Consider the following 16,564-nt stretch of genomic DNA (forward strand, 5'->3'; position numbering starts at 1 on the left):
TTTGCGCCACCCGGATACGGGCAACGGCTAACGCACCCCTGGCGCCACTTTGGGGCGGGGTGGCTGGTTGACGATGGCGGTCTCTTAGACCCACCGTGAGGGAAGTCAAGCAAATACGCTATAAACCAGAGGGCTACAGAGGCTTCGCGTTCCCGGATTAACTGCTATAAGCCACGCGCGATGACAAAATTCTGCTCTGGCCTTGCCCGTGTCTCCCTGCTCGCCCTGGCTCTCGGCCTGGCGGGGTGCTCCAGCTTTAGCCTGTTCCATAAGAGCCAGGCTCAGGACGAGCTGTTTCCCGGCGGCGTGGTTCCCCCGCCGGACCAGCTCTATGCCCAGGGCGTGGACCACATGCAGAAGGGCGAATACGACAAGGCCGCCAAGGCTTTCGACGCCGAGGAGGAAAACTACCCCTACTCGACCTGGGCCACGCACGCCCAGCTCTTGGCCGGCTACGCCCAGTACAAGCAGCAGAATTACGACGATGCGATCAGCGCGCTGACGCGCTTCATCGGGCTGCACCCGGCCAGCCCCGAGGTGGCCTACGCCTATTACCTGAAGGCGCTGTGCTATTACGAGCAGATCGAGGACGAGCAGCGCGACCAGACCACGACCTTCGAGGCGATCCAGACGCTGCAAGACGTGATCAACCGCTTCCCCGACAGCTCCTATGCCCGCGATGCGCGAATCAAGCTGCGCCTTGCCAATAACCGCCTCGCCGCGCATGACATGACGATCGGGCGCTTTTACGAGAAGCAGCACCTCTATGGCGCCGCCATCGGCCGCTACCAGAATGTGGTAAACACCTACCAGACCACCAGTTTCGTACCCGAGGCCCTGGAGCGGCTGGTGGAATGCTATCTGGACCTCGGGCTGACCGACGCCGCCGTGCGCTCGGCCTCGGTGCTGGGCTACAACTACCCCGGCAGCAGCTGGTACCAAACCGCCTATGGCAAGCTGAAGGAGCACGGGCTGACCACCGCCGCCAACCAGAGCGAGGCGGAAACCGGCGGCAACGCCCCCCCCCCGCCCGCCAAGCACCACTGGTTCTGGATTTTCTAAGACCACATGCTCAACAGCCTCTCGATCCGCGATGTCGTGCTGATCGAGCGCCTGGACCTGCATTTTGACGCGGGGCTGACCGCGCTCACCGGCGAGACCGGCGCGGGCAAATCGATTTTGCTGGACAGCCTGGGGCTGGCGCTGGGCGCACGGGCCGATGCCGGGCTGATCCGCGCCGGGACCGAGCAGGCCGTGGTGGCGGCGAGCTTCTCGGTGGGCGATGGCCATGCCGCACAGGTGCTGCTGAATGAGCACGGACTGGATTCGGGGGCGGAGATTCTCGTCCGCCGCATCGTGGCGCGTGACGGGCGCTCCCGCGCGCTGGTGAACGACCAGCCGGTGAGCGTGGGATTCCTGAAGAAACTCGCCGGGCTGCTGATCGAGGTGCAGGGCCAGCATGAGCAGGTGGGACTTGCGGACCCGGCCAATCATATTTTTCTGCTGGACGCCTTCGGCGTGCCGCCTGCCCCGCGCGAGGCCGTGGCCGCCGCGCATAAGGCGTGGCGCGACGCGGCGGTGCGACTGAAGGAGGCCGAGCGGCGAATCGAGGAGAGCGCGCGGGAGGAGGATTTTCTGCGCCACGCCGCCGATGAGCTGGCCAAGCTAAACCCAGTGCATGGTGAGGAGGAGGCTTTGGCCGCCGAGCGGCTGCGCCTGCAAGCGGGCGAGCGCCGGGCCGAGGCGATTGCCAGCGCCATAAGCGAATTACGCCCCAAGGACCGCCGCGCCTCCGGCCCCGCCGCCGCCCTGCGCGCCGCCGCGCGGGCCTTGGCCCGGGTGACCGTGCCTGCGGGACATGTGAACCCGGCCGGGCCTGCCATGGCCGCACTTGAGCGCGCGGAGATCGCGCTGGCCGAGGCGGAGGATTTCATGGAGCGGCTGGCGGCATCCGAGGAGGATGACCCCCGTGCGCTGGAAGCCACCGAGGAGCGGCTCTTCGCGCTGCGCGCCGCCGCGCGTAAGCATGGGGTGCAGGTGGCGGAGCTACCGGAATTCTATGCCGCACTGCGCGCCAAGCTGGCGGCGCTGGAAAGCGGGGTGGCGGACATTGCGGCGCTGACCGCCGAAACTGCCCGACTGCGCGCCACGTATGTAGAGAAGGCGGCGACACTTTCGGCCCTGCGCGAGGATGCGGCAAAGCGGCTGGAGGCGGCCATCAGCTCCGAGTTGCCGCCGCTGAAGCTGGAGCGGGCGCGCTTCGTGGTGGAGCGCACGATGCTCCCCGAGGCGCAATGGGGCCCGCGCGGGGCGGATGCGGTGCGGTTTCTCATCGCCACCAACCCCGGCGAGGCGCCTGGGGCGCTGGACAAGATCGCCTCGGGTGGTGAACTCTCGCGCCTGATGCTGGCGATGAAGGTGGTGCTGACCGGCGGCGGATCGGTGGAGACGCTGATCTTCGACGAGGTCGATTCCGGCATTGGCGGCGCGACCGCCGCGGCCGTGGGCGAACGCCTCGCCCGCGTGGCGCGGAACGTGCAGGTGCTGGTGGTGACGCACAGCCCGCAAGTGGCGGCGCGTGGCGCGGCTCAGTTGCGCGTGGCCAAGCGCGTGGTGGCCGAGCGCGCTCTGACAGACGTGGAAGTGCTGGACGAGGACGCGCGGCGCGAGGAGATCGCGCGGATGCTCGCCGGCGAAGTGATTACCGACGCCGCCCGTCAGGCGGCTGAAAGCTTGCTGAGGATATGACTGCGAAGACTAGACTCCAGGCGCTGCTCGAACAGATCGAGGCGGCGAACGCGGCCTATTACCAGCACGACGCCCCAGAGATGACCGACGCCGAATACGACGCGCTGCGCCGCGAGGCGGAGGAGATCCTCAAGGCGCATCCCGAACTGCACGAGGAGGCGCGGACGCTGGCACGGGTTGGGGCGCGTCCGGCCACGGGGTTTGGCAAAATTCGGCACCGTACGCCCATGCTTTCGCTGGACAACGTGTTTAGCCAGGAGGATTTCGCCGAGTTCTGGCAGGGTAAGCGGCGGTTCCTCGGCCTCGATGCGCCATGGGAGCTGGTGGCGGAGCCGAAGATCGACGGGCTGTCCATCTCGCTGACTTACGAGAACCGCAAATTTACCCGCGCCGCCACGCGTGGCGACGGCACCGAAGGCGAGGATGTGACCGCCAACATGCTCACGCTGCGCGAGCTGCCGCGCGAGTTGCCGCATGATGCGCCGGATTTCATCGAGATCCGAGGCGAGGTTTACATGACCAAGGCGGATTTCCTGGCGCTCAACGAGGCTAATCCAGACAAGCCCTTCGCCAATCCGCGCAACGCGGCGGCGGGTTCACTGCGCCAGCTCGATCCCTCTGTGACGGCGAAACGCAAACTCTCTCTGTTTGCCTATGCACAAGGCGAAACCACGACACCGGTGGCGGGCACGCATTGGGGGTATCTCACCACGCTCAAACACTGGGGGTTCAAGGTGAACCCCCTCTCGGAACGCGTGGACGAAGGAGATGCGGAAGCGTTCCAGGCGCGTATCGGCACCGAGCGCGCCGAGCTGCCCTATGACATAGACGGCGTGGTATACAAGGTGAACGATCTTGGCTTGCAGGCGCGTCTGGGCTTTGTGGGCCGGGCGCCGCGCTGGGCCTGCGCGTGGAAGTTTCCCGCCGAAAAAGCCAGCACGGTGCTGGAGGATATTGAAATCCAGGTAGGCCGCACCGGGGCGCTGACGCCGCGTGCGCGGTTGAAGCCAGTGAATGTGGGCGGTGTGCTGGTGCAGTACGCGACGCTGCATAACGAGGACGAGATCGCCCGTAAGGGCGTCTGCCCCGGCGACACCGTGGAACTTCAGCGCGCGGGAGACGTGATCCCCCAAATCCTGCGTGTGTTGAAGCACGGCGGCGGCGAGGCGTTTAAATTCCCCACGCATTGTCCTGTCTGCGGCGCGCTGGCGGTGCGCGATACCGACGAAGCCGTGCGCCGCTGCACGGGAGGCCTCTCCTGCCCTGCCCAGGTGGTGGAGAGGCTGATCCATTTCTGTTCGCGCGGGGCGTTCGACATCGAGGGCATGGGGGAGAAAACCGTGCAGGAATTCTACGACGCCAAGCTGCTGCGCGCGGCGCCGGATATCTTCACCCTGCCCGCGCATGAGTCCGAAATCGCAAAGCGCGAGGGTTGGGGCGAGGTTTCCGCCGCCAAGCTGAGCGCGGCCATCAACGCAAGGCGCGAGATCGGGCTGGAGCGGTTCATCTATGCGCTGGGCATACGGCGCATCGGCGAGAACAACGCCAAGCTGCTGGCGCGCCATTACGGCAGCTACGCCAATTGGAAGGCGAGCATGATCGCGGCACAGCAGATTGGCTCAGATGCGCGGCTGGAGCTGGGGTCGATCTCGGGTGTCGGCCCGGCCATCGCCACTGATCTCGTGGCCTTCTTCGCCGAGGCGCATAACCTGGACACGCTGGACGCCCTGGAGCGCGAGGTGAGCGTGCAGGATGCGGTGGCCGCCACCGTCTCCGACTCGCCTCTGGCGGGCAAGGTGATGGTATTCACCGGCACGCTCACCATGGCACGCCCCGAGGCGAAGGCGCGGGCCGAGGCACTGGGGGCCAAGGTGACGGAGTCAGTCTCGAAGAAGACGGATTACGTGGTGGTGGGCGAGGATGCCGGCTCCAAGGCCAAGAAAGCGGCGGAGCTGGGAATCACAATCCTCACGGAAGCGCAGTTCCGGGAGCTGGCGGGGCTATGACGGCAATCGCCCTCACCGCGTTCCTGCTCGCTTTTCCGGCGCTGTTTTCCATCGTCAACCCGCTGAGCAGCGCGATCATTTTTCATGAGGTGACGGCACAGCAAACCCACGCGGAACGTGTGACGCTGGCGCGGCGGGTGGCGGTGTATTCCATGCTCGTCATGCTCGTCGCCCTCGGGGCGGGCACCTATATCCTCAGCTTCTTCGGCATCTCGCTGAACGCGCTGCGCATCGCCGGTGGCGTGGTCGTCGCGGTGCGGGCTTATGAGATGCTCTCCGCACCCGACACCACCACCGCGCGCAAGCAGCGCGAGGCCGAGCCCGTGGGCGCCGCCGAGGTCGAGGATCTGGCGGGTTATGCCTTCTTCCCCCTCACCTTGCCCTTCACCACTGGGCCGGGGACCATCGCGGTGGCGATTTCGCTTGGTACCGCCCGGCCCGATGCCCTGGCCGCCGCGGGCGCGTTCTATACCGGGGCCAGCCTCGCCGTGCTGGCCAACGCCGTGCTGATCTGGGCTTGCTACGCCATGGCCGACCGCATGACCGCGGCGCTGGGCAGCACCGGGCGGCAGGTGGTGGCACGCATGGCGGCGTTTCTTCTGCTGGGTATTGGTGTGCAGATCGCCATCAACGGCCTCGTGCCCGTGCTGCACGACGCGCTGGCTCGGTAACTTCCCGGTTCACACGCCCGCGCAAATCCGCCGCCCTTACCAATCGTGGTCCACCGGGAAGAAATTCATATTCGCATCCATCGTTGCCTTATTCGCGGCTGATACTTTCGGGAAATGCGCCAAAATGGCCAGTGTTTGTTCAGGAGTCCTGGTAAAATCGGGGCCGGACAATGCAGCCAGGGCCGCTGTCTGGTCGCCTCTATCCAACGCGTGAGATGCCGCCACCAGATGGTCGATCACTGATTGCGACGGCGCGCTCTCGGGCACGCCAAGTATGCCGCGCACCTCGGTGCGTGCATCCAGCATCTCCTGTTTCGTGATTTCATCCCAACCGGCCCAGCGCCCGCTGGACGAAAACTGCCCCGCCATGGCGTCCAGCGAGGCGATCGCCAAGGCCATGTCGGCTGGCTTCCCTTGCATTCTCTCAGGGTAGGCGAATGCGATCATGGCGTCGTTAACGGCGGCAAGCGCTGGGTCTTCCCCCACAACGGAATTGCCGAACGCATCCTCGGGTAAATAACCGGTCGATGGCACCGGCGCTTCATGAACACAGCCGGCCAGGGCAAGGCAAACCAGGGGCAGCAGGAGAACGCGGCTCATCATCTTTGTCTCCATCCAAGATATAGGGACCGCGTTGATCATATACGAACATCCCCAAAAGCCACCCATCGGCAGTCTCTTGCATCCCTTATAATAAGCATGCTTATTATATCCCTGCTATGGAAGTGGATTTCGAGCGGGATTTGTTTTTTCTGATGCATGACGTCGCCCGGCTGACCCGTGTGGAAGCCGATAAGCGCGCGCGCGTGAACGGCATGACCAGAGCGCAATGGGGCATGTTGCTGCGGCTCTCGCGCAAGCCGGGAATCAGCCAAAAAGAACTGGCCGACGCCATGGAGGTGGAGCCGATCACCGTGGCGCGGATGGTGGACCGGCTGGAAGCCGCCGGGCTGGTTGAGCGCCGGGCCGATGAGCAAGACAGGCGCATCTGGCGGCTGCATCTGCGCGAGGCGGCCATGGGCATGCTCACCGATATCCAGCAGCAGCGCGACGAATTGGCGCGCTTCATCACCGATGGCGTCACCCCCACACAGCGCGAAGCGATGGTGGCGGTGCTGCTGCGGATGAAGGCGAACCTTCTGCACGGCACGACGACAACGGCGCGGCATGAACCCGCCGGGGAGCCAGGAGAGAAAACGTAATGTCACAGGCCAACCCGCTGGCGCGGGACCAATCCGCGCCGCCGAAGCCGGGCTCGGACGCACTCGGGCGGCTGTACCAAGGCCAGATGCTGCGGCCAGCCCTGATGCTGGGCGGGGTGCTCGCGGTGCTGCTGTCATCGCTGCTGTTCTGGCTGGCGGGCGGGCGATATGTCGAGACCGACGACTCCTATGTAGATGCGGCGAAGGTCTCGCTCTCCACCGATGTCTCGGGACTGGTGGGGCAAGTCTTCGTGCATGACAACCAGCATGTGCGAGCCGGGCAGCCTTTGTTCAGCCTGGACCAGTCGAATTTCGTCATCGCGATTGCCGGGGCCAAGGCGCAGCTCGCCCAGGCGGCGCAGGACATCACCGCGACCAAGCGCGGCTATGCCGAGGCACTGGCGGAGATCACGGCGCAGCAGGTGCAGATCGCCAAGGACCAGGCGGATCTGGCCCGCTACGCCAAGGTGCTGGGCAATGGCGGGGTGACGCGCGAGATGTACGACGACGCGCGTTTCGCCTTGCAGGCAGACCAAGCCAAGCTGACGCAGATGCAGCAGGCGGCCGGAGTGGAACTGGCCAAGTTGCAGGGCAATGTGGATATCCGCCCCGAGGATGTGCCGGAATACCAGAACGCCCTGGCGGCGCTGAACAATGCGGAGCTGGCGCAGCAGCACAGCGTGGTGAAAGCGCCGTTCGACGGCACGGTGACGCAGGTGGAGCAGTTGCAGCCGGGCATGTTCCTGCCCGCCGGTACCGCGGCGTTCGGCATGGTCTCGGACAGCGATGTGTTCGTCACCGCCCAGCCCAAGGAGAACCAGCTCACCTGGGTGCGCCCCGGCCAGAACGTGACGGGGACGGTGGATACCTATCCCGGACAGGAGTGGAGGGGCGTGGTGGAGAGCATCTCGCCTGTCAGCGGCTCGGAGTTTTCCATCCTGCCGGCACAGAACTCCTCGGGCAACTGGGTGAAGGTGGTGCAGCGTCTGCCGGTGCGTATCCATATCGTCTCCGGCCCCGATGACATGCCGTTGCGCGCGGGAATGAGCACGGAAATCTCGATCGACACCCGGCACCACCGGCATCTGTCGGATTTGTTCTGATGTCCGGCGCCGCGGGGGCGGTGGAGCTTAATGTCGAACGGCGCGGGATCATCACCGTGTGCCTGATGATCGCCACGCTGATGCAGGCGCTGGATTCCACAATCGCCAATGTCGCCCTGCCCTATATGCAGGGCTCGCTCGCCGCCTCTTCCGACGAGATCACCTGGGTACTGACCTCCTATGTGGTGATGGCCGCGATCATGACCGGGCCGGTGGGGTGGCTCGCCACGCGGTTCGGGCGGAAGAACTTGTTCATCGCCTGCCTGGTCGGCTTCACCGTCACCTCCATGCTGTGCGGGGTGGCGGGCTCGCTGACGCAGATGGTGCTCTACCGGCTGGCGCAAGGCGCGTTCGGCGCGGCGCTCGTGCCGCTCTCGCAATCCACGATGCTGGACATCTACCCGCCGGAGAAGCGCGGTGCGGCGATGTCGATCTGGGGCATGGGGGTGATGGTCGGGCCGATCCTGGGGCCGACGCTGGGCGGCTACCTCACCGCGCAATTCGACTGGCGCTACGTGTTCTTCGTCAACCTGCCCTTCGGCATCGCCGCCGTGCTTGGGCTGATGTTCTTTATGCCGGGTGAAAACCGGCGCGGCACGGGGCGGTTTGACTGGACAGGCTTTGCCCTGCTCTCGCTGGCGCTGGCGGCGCTGCAATACGCGCTCGACCGTGGCGAGGAATTCGACTGGCTGGATTCGGCGACCATCGTCACCTGCTTCATCGCCGCCGGGCTTGGGTTTTATCTGTTCATCGTGCACATGTTCCTGGCGCGCAACACCTTCCTCTCCCGCGCCTTGTTCGCCGACGCCAATTTCGCCGCCTCGCTCGTCACCATCTTCTCTGTGGGGCTGGTGCTGCTCGCCTCCTCGGCGCTGCTGGCGCCGTATGTGGAGAATCTGGGCGGCTACCCGGTGGCGGCGGCTGGGTTGGTGATGGCGCCGCGCGGCTTCGGCACACTGCTCGCCATGCAGGCCATGGGCAGGCTGACCAACCGGATGGACCCGCGCCATCTGATGCTCATCGGCTATGGGTTGCTCGGACTTTCGCTCTACATGCAGCAGGGTTGGACCCCAGCGGAGAGCCAGATCTACATGATCCTGACCATCACCATCCAGGGTGCCGGGATAGGCTGCGTGTTCGTGCCGCTGCAGGTGGTGGCCTTCTACACCATGCCGGCTGAGCTGCGCACGCAGGGGGCGGCGCTGCTCAGCCTGGTGCGCAATATCGGCAGCGCCATCGGCATCTCCCTCACCTCGGCCGTGCTGCAGCACATGACTCAGGTGGAGCACGCCGTGCTGGCCGCGCAGGTCACCCCGTTCAACCGCGCCTTGCAGGTGGGCGGCGCGGTGAGCCGCATGCTCGACCCGGCCACCCCCAAGGGCGCGGCGCTGCTGGACCTGCTGGTGAACACCCAGGCGCAGATCATCGCCTATATCGACGACAGCCGCTTCATGCTGCTCGCCACCATTCCCGCGATGGCCTGCCTGCTGCTGATGCGCAAGCCGCAACCCACGAAGACATCAGCCGCCACATGAAGCCGCCCAGGGCGTGACAAATACACCATCGCACGGGCATGATGCACGCGGAGGGCTTTGATTTGACGGCGAATCTGAAAGCGGAAGTGGAGATCATCCGGCGCAGCGGGTTGTTTTTCTCCTCTTGGTATCTGGCGCAGCATCCTGGCATTGCCGCCGGAAATGACGGTGTGGAACATTTCTGCACCGAGGGCTGGCCCAATGGCGCGCGGCCCAACCCGTATTTCGAGCCCGCATGGTATCTGGCGCGCTACCCGGATGTCGCCGCCGCAGGGTTTAATCCACTGCTGCATTATATCGTCGCGGGAGAGGTGGAGGGGCGCGATCCGTCACCGCTGTTCCACGCCGCCTGGTACCGCGAGACCTACCATCTGGGGCCGAAGGACGCCTGCCTGCGCCACTATCTGGAGCGCCGCCGCACCGGGCAGGTGAACCCCGTGCCGGTGTTCGACGCCGCCTGGTACCTGGAAAACAACCCCGATGTAGCCGAGGGCGGCGCGGATCCGTTCGAGCATTTCCTGGTTTTCGGCGTGGCCGAGGGGCGCAACCCGGCACCGGATTTCGACCTTAAATTCTACGTCAACCGCTACGGCGCCATGCTGAACGGGGAGAACCCCCTGCTGCATTACCTGGCGCACCGCGCGAGCGGGGTGTTCCTGCCTCAGCGCCCGGAGCAGGAAGGGTTGGTGCCCGCCGCCGTGCGCCGCGCCACCCGCCCCGCCTCGTTCTTCGAGGAATTCCAGCCCGCCCCGGCGCATGCCAAACGCAAGGCGAAGCTGCTGGCCTATTACCTGCCGCAATTCCACCACGTGCCGGAGAACGACGCATGGTGGGGCAAGGGCTTTACCGACTGGACAAATCTGGGCCGGGCGCTGCCGCGCTTTATCGGCCATGTGCAGCCGCGCATCCCGCGCGATCTCGGGCATTACTCGCTGGACGACCCAAATACGCTGAAGCGCCAGATCGAGATGGCCAAGGGCGCGGGGCTGCAAGGCTTCGTGTTCTATACCTACTGGTTCAACCGGCACCGCCTGCTGGAAAAACCGCTGGAACAGTTTCTGTCTGACAAATCCTTGGACTTTTCCTTCTGCGCGATGTGGGCGAACGAAAATTGGACGCGGCGCTGGGACGGGTTGGAGCGCGAGGTGTTGATCGCGCAGGAATACCTCGAAGAAGACGACCCGGCGCTGATCGCGCATTTCGCGCGGTTGTTCGAGGACCCGCGTTATATCCGCATCGATGGCCGTCCACTGCTGATGATTTATCGCGTCACGCTGATCCCTGACGCGACGGCGCGCATCGCCAAATGGCGGCGCATGTTCAGCGAACTCCACGGTGAGAAGCCAATCATCATCATGGCGCAGAGCTTGGGCGATTATGACCCACAACCCTACGGGCTGGATGGCGCGGTGGAATTCCCGCCGCATAAGCTGAGCCAGGAGACGCGGCGGATCAACGATACGCTAGAACTGCTGGACCCGGATTTCGGCGCCACGGTGCATGACTATGAGGATATCGCGGCGACATCTCTGAAACTGCCGGTACCGGATTATCCGTTGATCAAAGCCATCGTACCGGGCTGGGACAACGACCCGCGCCGCGAGGGCAAGGGGCTGGCGCTGCACAATGCCACGCCTGCGCTGTATCAGGATTGGCTTGAAAAACTCATAGACTATACCGCGGATCATCCGTTTTACGGCGAGCGGGTGATCTGCGTGAACGCCTGGAATGAATGGGCCGAGGGCGCATTTCTGGAGCCGGATGTTCATGCGGGTGCGGCTTTCCTCAACGCCACCGTGCGCGCCATTTGCGAGCGGGATGTGGCGGAATTCTCGAACGGCATCTTGCTCGTGGGGCATGACGCGCAGGCACATGGCGCGCAATTGCTACTGCTCAACATCGCGCGCAAGCTCAAGCGGCAATGGGGCGTCAAGGTGCATCTGCTGCTGCTGGGTGTCGGCCCGCTGCTGGGCAAGTATTACGATACCGCCGAGGTCAGTGTCGCCTACGACAAGACGATCATCGGCAATCTGCTCGATAAATACAAAGAAATGGGCATACGCAGCGCCATCGTGAACTCCGCCGCCTCGGCGCGGGTGGTTCCGTGGCTGGAGGCACGCGGCATCAGCGCGACGCTGCTGGTGCACGAAATGCCGCAATTGCTGAAGGAGTATAACCTCGAGATCCAGGCGCGGCTTGGTGCGGGGGCTGCGAGCCATCTTGTGTTTTCCTCAAGCTATTTGCGGGAGAAATTCTCGGCTGCGGTGGAGCTGAAGCGCGCGGATGCAGTGGTGCTGCCGCAGGGTAATTACCAGGAGATGCGCTTCGATGCTCAGGCGCGCGCGCGCATCCGCCGCGAGCTGGGTATCGGTGACGAACAGTTCCTCGTGTTGGGCGCGGGGTTCGCGCATATCCGCAAGGGTTTCGATCTCTTTCTGCAAATGGCACGGAATTTTTCCAAGCGCCGGGGCGATGTTCATTTCGTCTGGGTGGGGGATATCGAGTTCATGCTGCGCACCTATCTCGCCCCCGAGATGGAGCGCGTGCGTGAAAGCGGCTGCTTCACCCATATCCCCTATACCGAACGCGTGGCCGAGTACTTCTCCGCCGCCGATGTGCTGGCGCTGACCTCGCGCGAGGACCCGCTGCCGACCGTGGTGATGGAGGCGATGGCCTGCGGCGTGCCCTGCGTGGCGTTCGACGAAAGCGGCGGCATCCCCGAGCTGCTGCGCCGCGAGAAGGCCGGGCGCGTGGCCCGCGCCGCCGACGCGGATGACTTCCTGGCCGAGCTGACCAGCCTGCTCGACCATGAGAAGCTCGCCGCACTGCGCCCGCGCCTTTCGGCCATGGCGGCGAAAAAATTCGAGTTCGGCGCCTATGTGGAGGAACTGCTGCGCCTAGCCACCCCGGCGCTGAAGACCGTGAGCGTGGCGGTACTGAACTATAACTACGCGCGCTATTTGCCTGAACGGCTGGCCACCGTATTCGCACAGACCTATCCGGTGCAGGAGGTGCTGCTGCTGGATGATGCCTCCAGCGACGACTCGCTGGCCGTGGCCGCGGAGATGGCCGAGGCGGCGGGACGGGAGTTGCGCGTGCTGGCGAACCAGAAGAACAGCGGGGTGTTCGCGCAATGGCGGCGCGCGGCCGAGGCGGCTTCGGGCGAGTATGTCTGGCTGTGCGAGGCAGATGACGCGGCGGATCCGCGCTTCCTCTCACGGCTGATAGAGGCGATGTCCGGCGCCGGGGCACCGCTGCTGGGCTTTACCGACAGCCGAGCCATCGACGAGGCTGGCAAGGAAGTGATGCCGGATTACCAGTCCTATTACTTCTCCTGCGGGGTGCGGGAGCTGGTGGTTTCGGGCATCTGGGCCGGCCGGGAGTTCGCGGCGCGGATGCTGAGCGTGCGCAATCTCATCCCGAACGTGAGTGCCGTGCTGTGGCGGCGCGAGGCGCTGCTAAAGGCTCTGGAAACAGTGCCCGACCTTGGCGAATGGAAACTCGCCGGGGATTGGCGGCTGTATCTGGCCCTGCTGGCTGGGCAAGGAGGAGAACTGGTGTATGTTGCCGAGCCGCTGAACACGCACCGGCGCCATGCCGGAGGCGTGACCCAGTCTCTGGACGCCGAAGCGCATCTGGCAGAGATCCGGCGCATGCATGAGCTGGCCGCCAAGACGCTCAAGCTGCCCAAATCCACCCGGACTGCACAGGCCGAGGATCTGGGCCGGCTGAAGGCCCAATTCGCTCGTGCAGCAAAAAAGCCCGCCAAACCGATTGCCAGGCGGCGCAAGGTTTGATTGAAAAGGCATGGCTAAATGTCTCTCTTTCCTTGGAATGCATGCATGAAAATTCTTCTCACCGGCGGCTGCGGGTTCATTGGTTCGGCGGTGGTGAGGCGGGCGATCCGGCTGGAGGGGCATCAGGTCGTGAATATCGACAAGATGACCTATGCCGCCTCGGAGGATGCGCTGGAGGATGCGCGCCACCACCCCAACCATGTGCTTCTGAGGCAGGATATCTGCGACCTCGCCGCCATCCGCGCCGCCTTTGCGGAACACCAGCCGGATGCGGTGATGCATCTGGCCGCCGAGAGCCATGTGGACCGCTCCATCGACGGCCCCGCCGCCTTCGTGCAGACCAATGTCACCGGCACCTTCTCCATGCTGGAGGCGGCGCGTGAATATTTCGCGACGCTGAGCGGGGAGAAGCGCGAGCGGTTCCGCTTCCACCACATCTCCACCGACGAGGTGTTCGGCGCGCTGGAGGATAACGATCCCCCCTTCAACGAGCACACACCCTATGATCCGCGCAGCCCGTATTCGGCCTCCAAGGCGGCATCGGACCATCTGGCGCGGGCCTGGATGCATACCTATGGGCTGCCCGTAATTGTTTCCAATACCACCAACAATTACGGCAAATGGCAGTTCCCGGAGAAGCTGATCCCGCTGGTGACGCTGAACGCCATCGAGGAGAAGCCCCTGCCCGTGTACGGCGCCGGGCTGAACACGCGCGACTGGCTGTTCGTGGATGACCATGCCGAGGCGCTGTTGAAAGTGGTGACACAAGGCGTGCCGGGCGAGACTTATTGCATCGGCGCGCGCCAGCCGCGGAAGAATATCGACGTGGTGAAGGCGATCTGCGCCGTGCTGGACGAGAAGCTGCCCAGCCCGAACGGCAGCCGCGAGCGTCTGATCACCTACGTGACGGACCGGCCCGGCCATGACAACCGCTACGAGATCGACCCAGGCTCGGCGGAGGCGGCCCTGAGCTGGACGGCTGCGCATGATTTCGAGCGCGGGCTGCGCGCCACCATCGACTGGTACCTGGCCAACACCGAATGGTGGCAGGGGATCAGGGCGAAGACATATGCTGGGCAGCGGCTGGGAGCGGCGGCATGATCACCAAGGGCATTATTCTCGCGGGCGGCTCGGGCACGCGGCTGCACCCCATCACCCAGGCCAGCTCCAAGCAGCTGCTGCCGGTGTATGACAAGCCGATGATCTATTACCCGCTCTGCACCTTGCTGCTGGCGGGGATCAAGGAGGTGCTGATCATCTCCACCCCCACCGACCTGCCGCAATTCCAGCGTCTGTTCCACGATGGTTCGCATCTGGGCATCCGCATCTCCTATGCCGAGCAGCCAAGCCCGGACGGGCTGGCGCAGGCGTTTCTCATCGGCGAGGAGTGGATCGGCGGCGAGGCCTGCGCCCTGGCGCTGGGCGATAACCTCATCCATGGCGATCACCTCTCCACCCTGCTGCGCGCCGCAGGGGCGAGACCCGAGGGCGCGACCGTGTTCGCCTATCAGGTGCGCGACCCGGAGCGTTACGGCGTGGTCAGCTTCGATGCCGATGGCAAGGCGCTGGACATCGTGGAAAAACCCGCCAAGCCTGCCTCCAACTGGGCGGTCACGGGGCTGTATTTCTACGACAACCGCGTGGTGGAGCTGGCGAAGACGATCAAGCCCTCCCCCCGTGGCGAGCTGGAGATCACCGATCTCAACAACCTATATCTGCAGGAGGGCACGCTGAAGGTGGAGCGGCTCGGGCGCGGCACCGCGTGGCTCGATGCCGGTACGCCGGATTCCCTGCTGCAAGCCGCCACCTTCGTGCAGACCATACAGAGCCGCCAGGGCAACCTCGTCGGCTGCCCGGAGGAGGTGGCGTTCCGCATGGGGTTCATCGACAAGGACCAGCTCAAATCCCGCGCCGCGCTCATCGGCAAGACCGAGCTGGGACGAATTCTCAACGATATTGCCGAAGGGGCGCACCACTGATGAAGATCGAGTCTCTCGCCATCCCCGAGGTGAAGCTGATCATCCCCCCCAAATTCGGCGATGCGCGGGGATTCTTCTCCGAGACCTGGAGTGCTTCCAAGCTGAAGGCCCAGGGCTTTGATGAGACGTTCGTGCAGGACAACCAGAGCTTCTCCGCCGCCAAAGGCACCATTCGCGGGCTGCATTGCCAGGTGGCACCCAGCGTGCAGGGCAAGCTGGTGCGGGTGATCCGTGGCGCGATCTGGGATGTGGCGGTGGATATCCGCAAGGGCTCGCCGACCTATGGCAAATGGGTGGCGGCGGAGCTTTCGGCGGAGAACTGGGCGCAGCTCTGGATCCCCGGCGGGTTCCTGCACGGGTTCTGCACCATCGCGCCGGATACCGAGGTGATCTACAAGGTCACCGCCGATTACGACAAAGCCGCCGAGCGTGCGGTTATCTGGAACGACCCGGATCTGGCCCTGCCCTGGCCCGTGGCCCCGGGCGAGGAACTGCTCTCGGACAAGGACAAGATCGCCCCGCGCCTCGCGACGTGCGAGAGCTGGTTCACCTATCCATGATCCTGATCACCGGAGCCTCCGGCCAGCTGGGCGATGCGCTGGTAAAACTGTGCCGCGAACGCGGGATTGAGTTCACCGCCGTGGCGCGGCCAGAGTTCGATTTCGAGAAGCCGGAGAGCATCTCGGCCTGTTTTGCCGCCGCGAAGCCGGATCTGGTGATCAACGCCGCCGCCTATACGGCAGTGGACAAGGCTGAGGCCGACCAGGAGGCCGCAAAGGCGGGCAACCATACCGGCCCGCTGGCCCTGGCGCAGCTCTGCGCAGCGGCGGATGTGCCGTTCATCCATGTCTCCACCGATTATGTGTTCGATGGCGATAAGGGTGCGCCCTATGTGGAGACCGACCCGACTGGCCCGACCGGCGTGTATGGCGCGACCAAGCGGGATGGCGAAGAGGCGATCCTGGCCACCAATGCCAAGGCGGTGATTCTGCGCACCGCCTGGGTGTATTCGGCACATGGAAAGAACTTCGCCCGCACCATGCTGAATGCCGGGCGCAAGATGCCGCTGCTGCGCGTGGTGGCGGACCAGCGCGGCACACCCACCGCCGCGCCCGATCTCGCCGCCGCGATTTTGGCGATCGCGGCGAAAATCCGGGCCACGGGCTGGCAACCCGAGTACCGGGGCATCTTCCACGCCACCGGGGCTGGAGAGACCACGTGGCACGGCTTTGCCTGCGCCATCTTCGCCGAAGCCGCCAAGCACGGCTACAAGGCGCCGGAGGTACAGGCCATCGCCACCGCCGACTGGCCAACCCCAACCCGCCGTCCGCCAGACTCCCGGCTGGACTGCGCCAAGCTGACGCAAGTCTTCGGCGTGAGCCTGCCGGATTGGCAAGTAACACTGCCAGGAATTATAGACACTCTGTTAGTTTTAGACGCATCTTGAGACGAACCGAATTAATTTTTTGCGCTCCGCAGCATAAATCTCCGGGTTTCCGTTGCGCCGCTCCAAGTGGCACCTG

The 16,564-nt window shown here is 64.8% G+C and carries 13 protein-coding genes; 12 read left to right on the forward strand and 1 reads right to left on the reverse strand.

Annotated features, from left to right (window positions below; translation table 11 throughout):
• Positions 1–180: 180 nt before the first annotated feature.
• From HNP71_RS07670 to HNP71_RS07685, 4 genes are read left to right on the forward strand one after another with little or no spacing between them, the layout of a single operon-like run.
• Entirely contained in the window at positions 181–1,062 is an 882-nt protein-coding gene (locus tag HNP71_RS07670; protein ID WP_183266297.1) for an outer membrane protein assembly factor BamD, read from the forward strand.
• A gap of 6 nt (positions 1,063–1,068) precedes the next feature.
• Entirely contained in the window at positions 1,069–2,748 is a 1,680-nt protein-coding gene (recN, locus tag HNP71_RS07675) for a DNA repair protein RecN (RefSeq protein ID WP_183266298.1), read from the forward strand.
• Positions 2,745–4,754: an NAD-dependent DNA ligase LigA gene (gene ligA / locus HNP71_RS07680; protein WP_183266299.1), complete on the forward strand. Its 2,010-nt coding sequence runs from the start codon at positions 2,745–2,747 to the stop codon at positions 4,752–4,754. The genes recN and ligA overlap by 4 nt, the downstream gene beginning before the upstream one ends.
• On the forward strand, positions 4,751–5,425 hold the full coding sequence (locus HNP71_RS07685; RefSeq protein WP_183266300.1) for a MarC family protein: 675 nt from the start codon (positions 4,751–4,753) through the stop codon (positions 5,423–5,425). The genes ligA and HNP71_RS07685 overlap by 4 nt, the downstream gene beginning before the upstream one ends.
• A gap of 36 nt (positions 5,426–5,461) precedes the next feature.
• Here HNP71_RS07685 and HNP71_RS07690 read toward each other — a convergent pair whose 3' ends face one another.
• Positions 5,462–6,028, reverse strand: coding sequence for a hypothetical protein (locus HNP71_RS07690; protein ID WP_183266301.1), 567 nt, complete (start codon positions 6,026–6,028; stop codon positions 5,462–5,464).
• 152 nt (positions 6,029–6,180) lie between these two features.
• Here HNP71_RS07690 and HNP71_RS07695 point away from each other — a divergent pair, with 152 nt between their 5' ends.
• From HNP71_RS07695 to rfbD, 8 genes are all read left to right on the forward strand, one after another.
• The gene (locus HNP71_RS07695; RefSeq protein WP_183266302.1) at positions 6,181–6,627 is read left to right on the forward strand and encodes a MarR family winged helix-turn-helix transcriptional regulator; all 447 of its coding nucleotides are present in this window, start codon (positions 6,181–6,183) and stop codon (positions 6,625–6,627) included.
• Positions 6,627–7,730 (forward strand): HlyD family secretion protein, encoded by a 1,104-nt coding sequence (locus HNP71_RS07700; protein WP_183266303.1) that lies wholly within the window; start codon positions 6,627–6,629, stop codon positions 7,728–7,730. The genes HNP71_RS07695 and HNP71_RS07700 overlap by 1 nt, the downstream gene beginning before the upstream one ends.
• Complete coding sequence (locus HNP71_RS07705; protein WP_183266304.1) at positions 7,730–9,265, forward strand: DHA2 family efflux MFS transporter permease subunit; 1,536 nt, start codon at positions 7,730–7,732, stop codon at positions 9,263–9,265. Before HNP71_RS07700 ends, HNP71_RS07705 begins: the two co-directional genes overlap by 1 nt.
• Before the next feature lie 62 nt (positions 9,266–9,327).
• Positions 9,328–13,062: a glycoside hydrolase family 99-like domain-containing protein gene (locus HNP71_RS07710; RefSeq protein ID WP_183266305.1), complete on the forward strand. Its 3,735-nt coding sequence runs from the start codon at positions 9,328–9,330 to the stop codon at positions 13,060–13,062.
• A gap of 45 nt (positions 13,063–13,107) precedes the next feature.
• Positions 13,108–14,163: a dTDP-glucose 4,6-dehydratase gene (rfbB, locus tag HNP71_RS07715; protein WP_183266306.1), complete on the forward strand. Its 1,056-nt coding sequence runs from the start codon at positions 13,108–13,110 to the stop codon at positions 14,161–14,163.
• Positions 14,160–15,041, forward strand: a complete 882-nt coding sequence (gene rfbA, locus HNP71_RS07720) for a glucose-1-phosphate thymidylyltransferase RfbA (RefSeq protein ID WP_183266307.1) — start codon at positions 14,160–14,162, stop codon at positions 15,039–15,041. Before rfbB ends, rfbA begins: the two co-directional genes overlap by 4 nt.
• Positions 15,041–15,601 carry a dTDP-4-dehydrorhamnose 3,5-epimerase gene (gene rfbC / locus HNP71_RS07725; protein WP_183266308.1) on the forward strand — a complete coding sequence of 187 codons (561 nt, stop codon included), beginning with the start codon at positions 15,041–15,043 and terminating at the stop codon, positions 15,599–15,601. Before rfbA ends, rfbC begins: the two co-directional genes overlap by 1 nt.
• Positions 15,598–16,488 (forward strand): dTDP-4-dehydrorhamnose reductase, encoded by an 891-nt coding sequence (rfbD, locus tag HNP71_RS07730; RefSeq protein WP_183266309.1) that lies wholly within the window; start codon positions 15,598–15,600, stop codon positions 16,486–16,488. The genes rfbC and rfbD overlap by 4 nt, the downstream gene beginning before the upstream one ends.
• Positions 16,489–16,564 lie beyond the last annotated feature (76 nt).

The organism is Acidocella aromatica (genome assembly GCF_014201825.1).
GTDB lineage: Bacteria > Pseudomonadota > Alphaproteobacteria > Acetobacterales > Acetobacteraceae > Acidocella > Acidocella aromatica.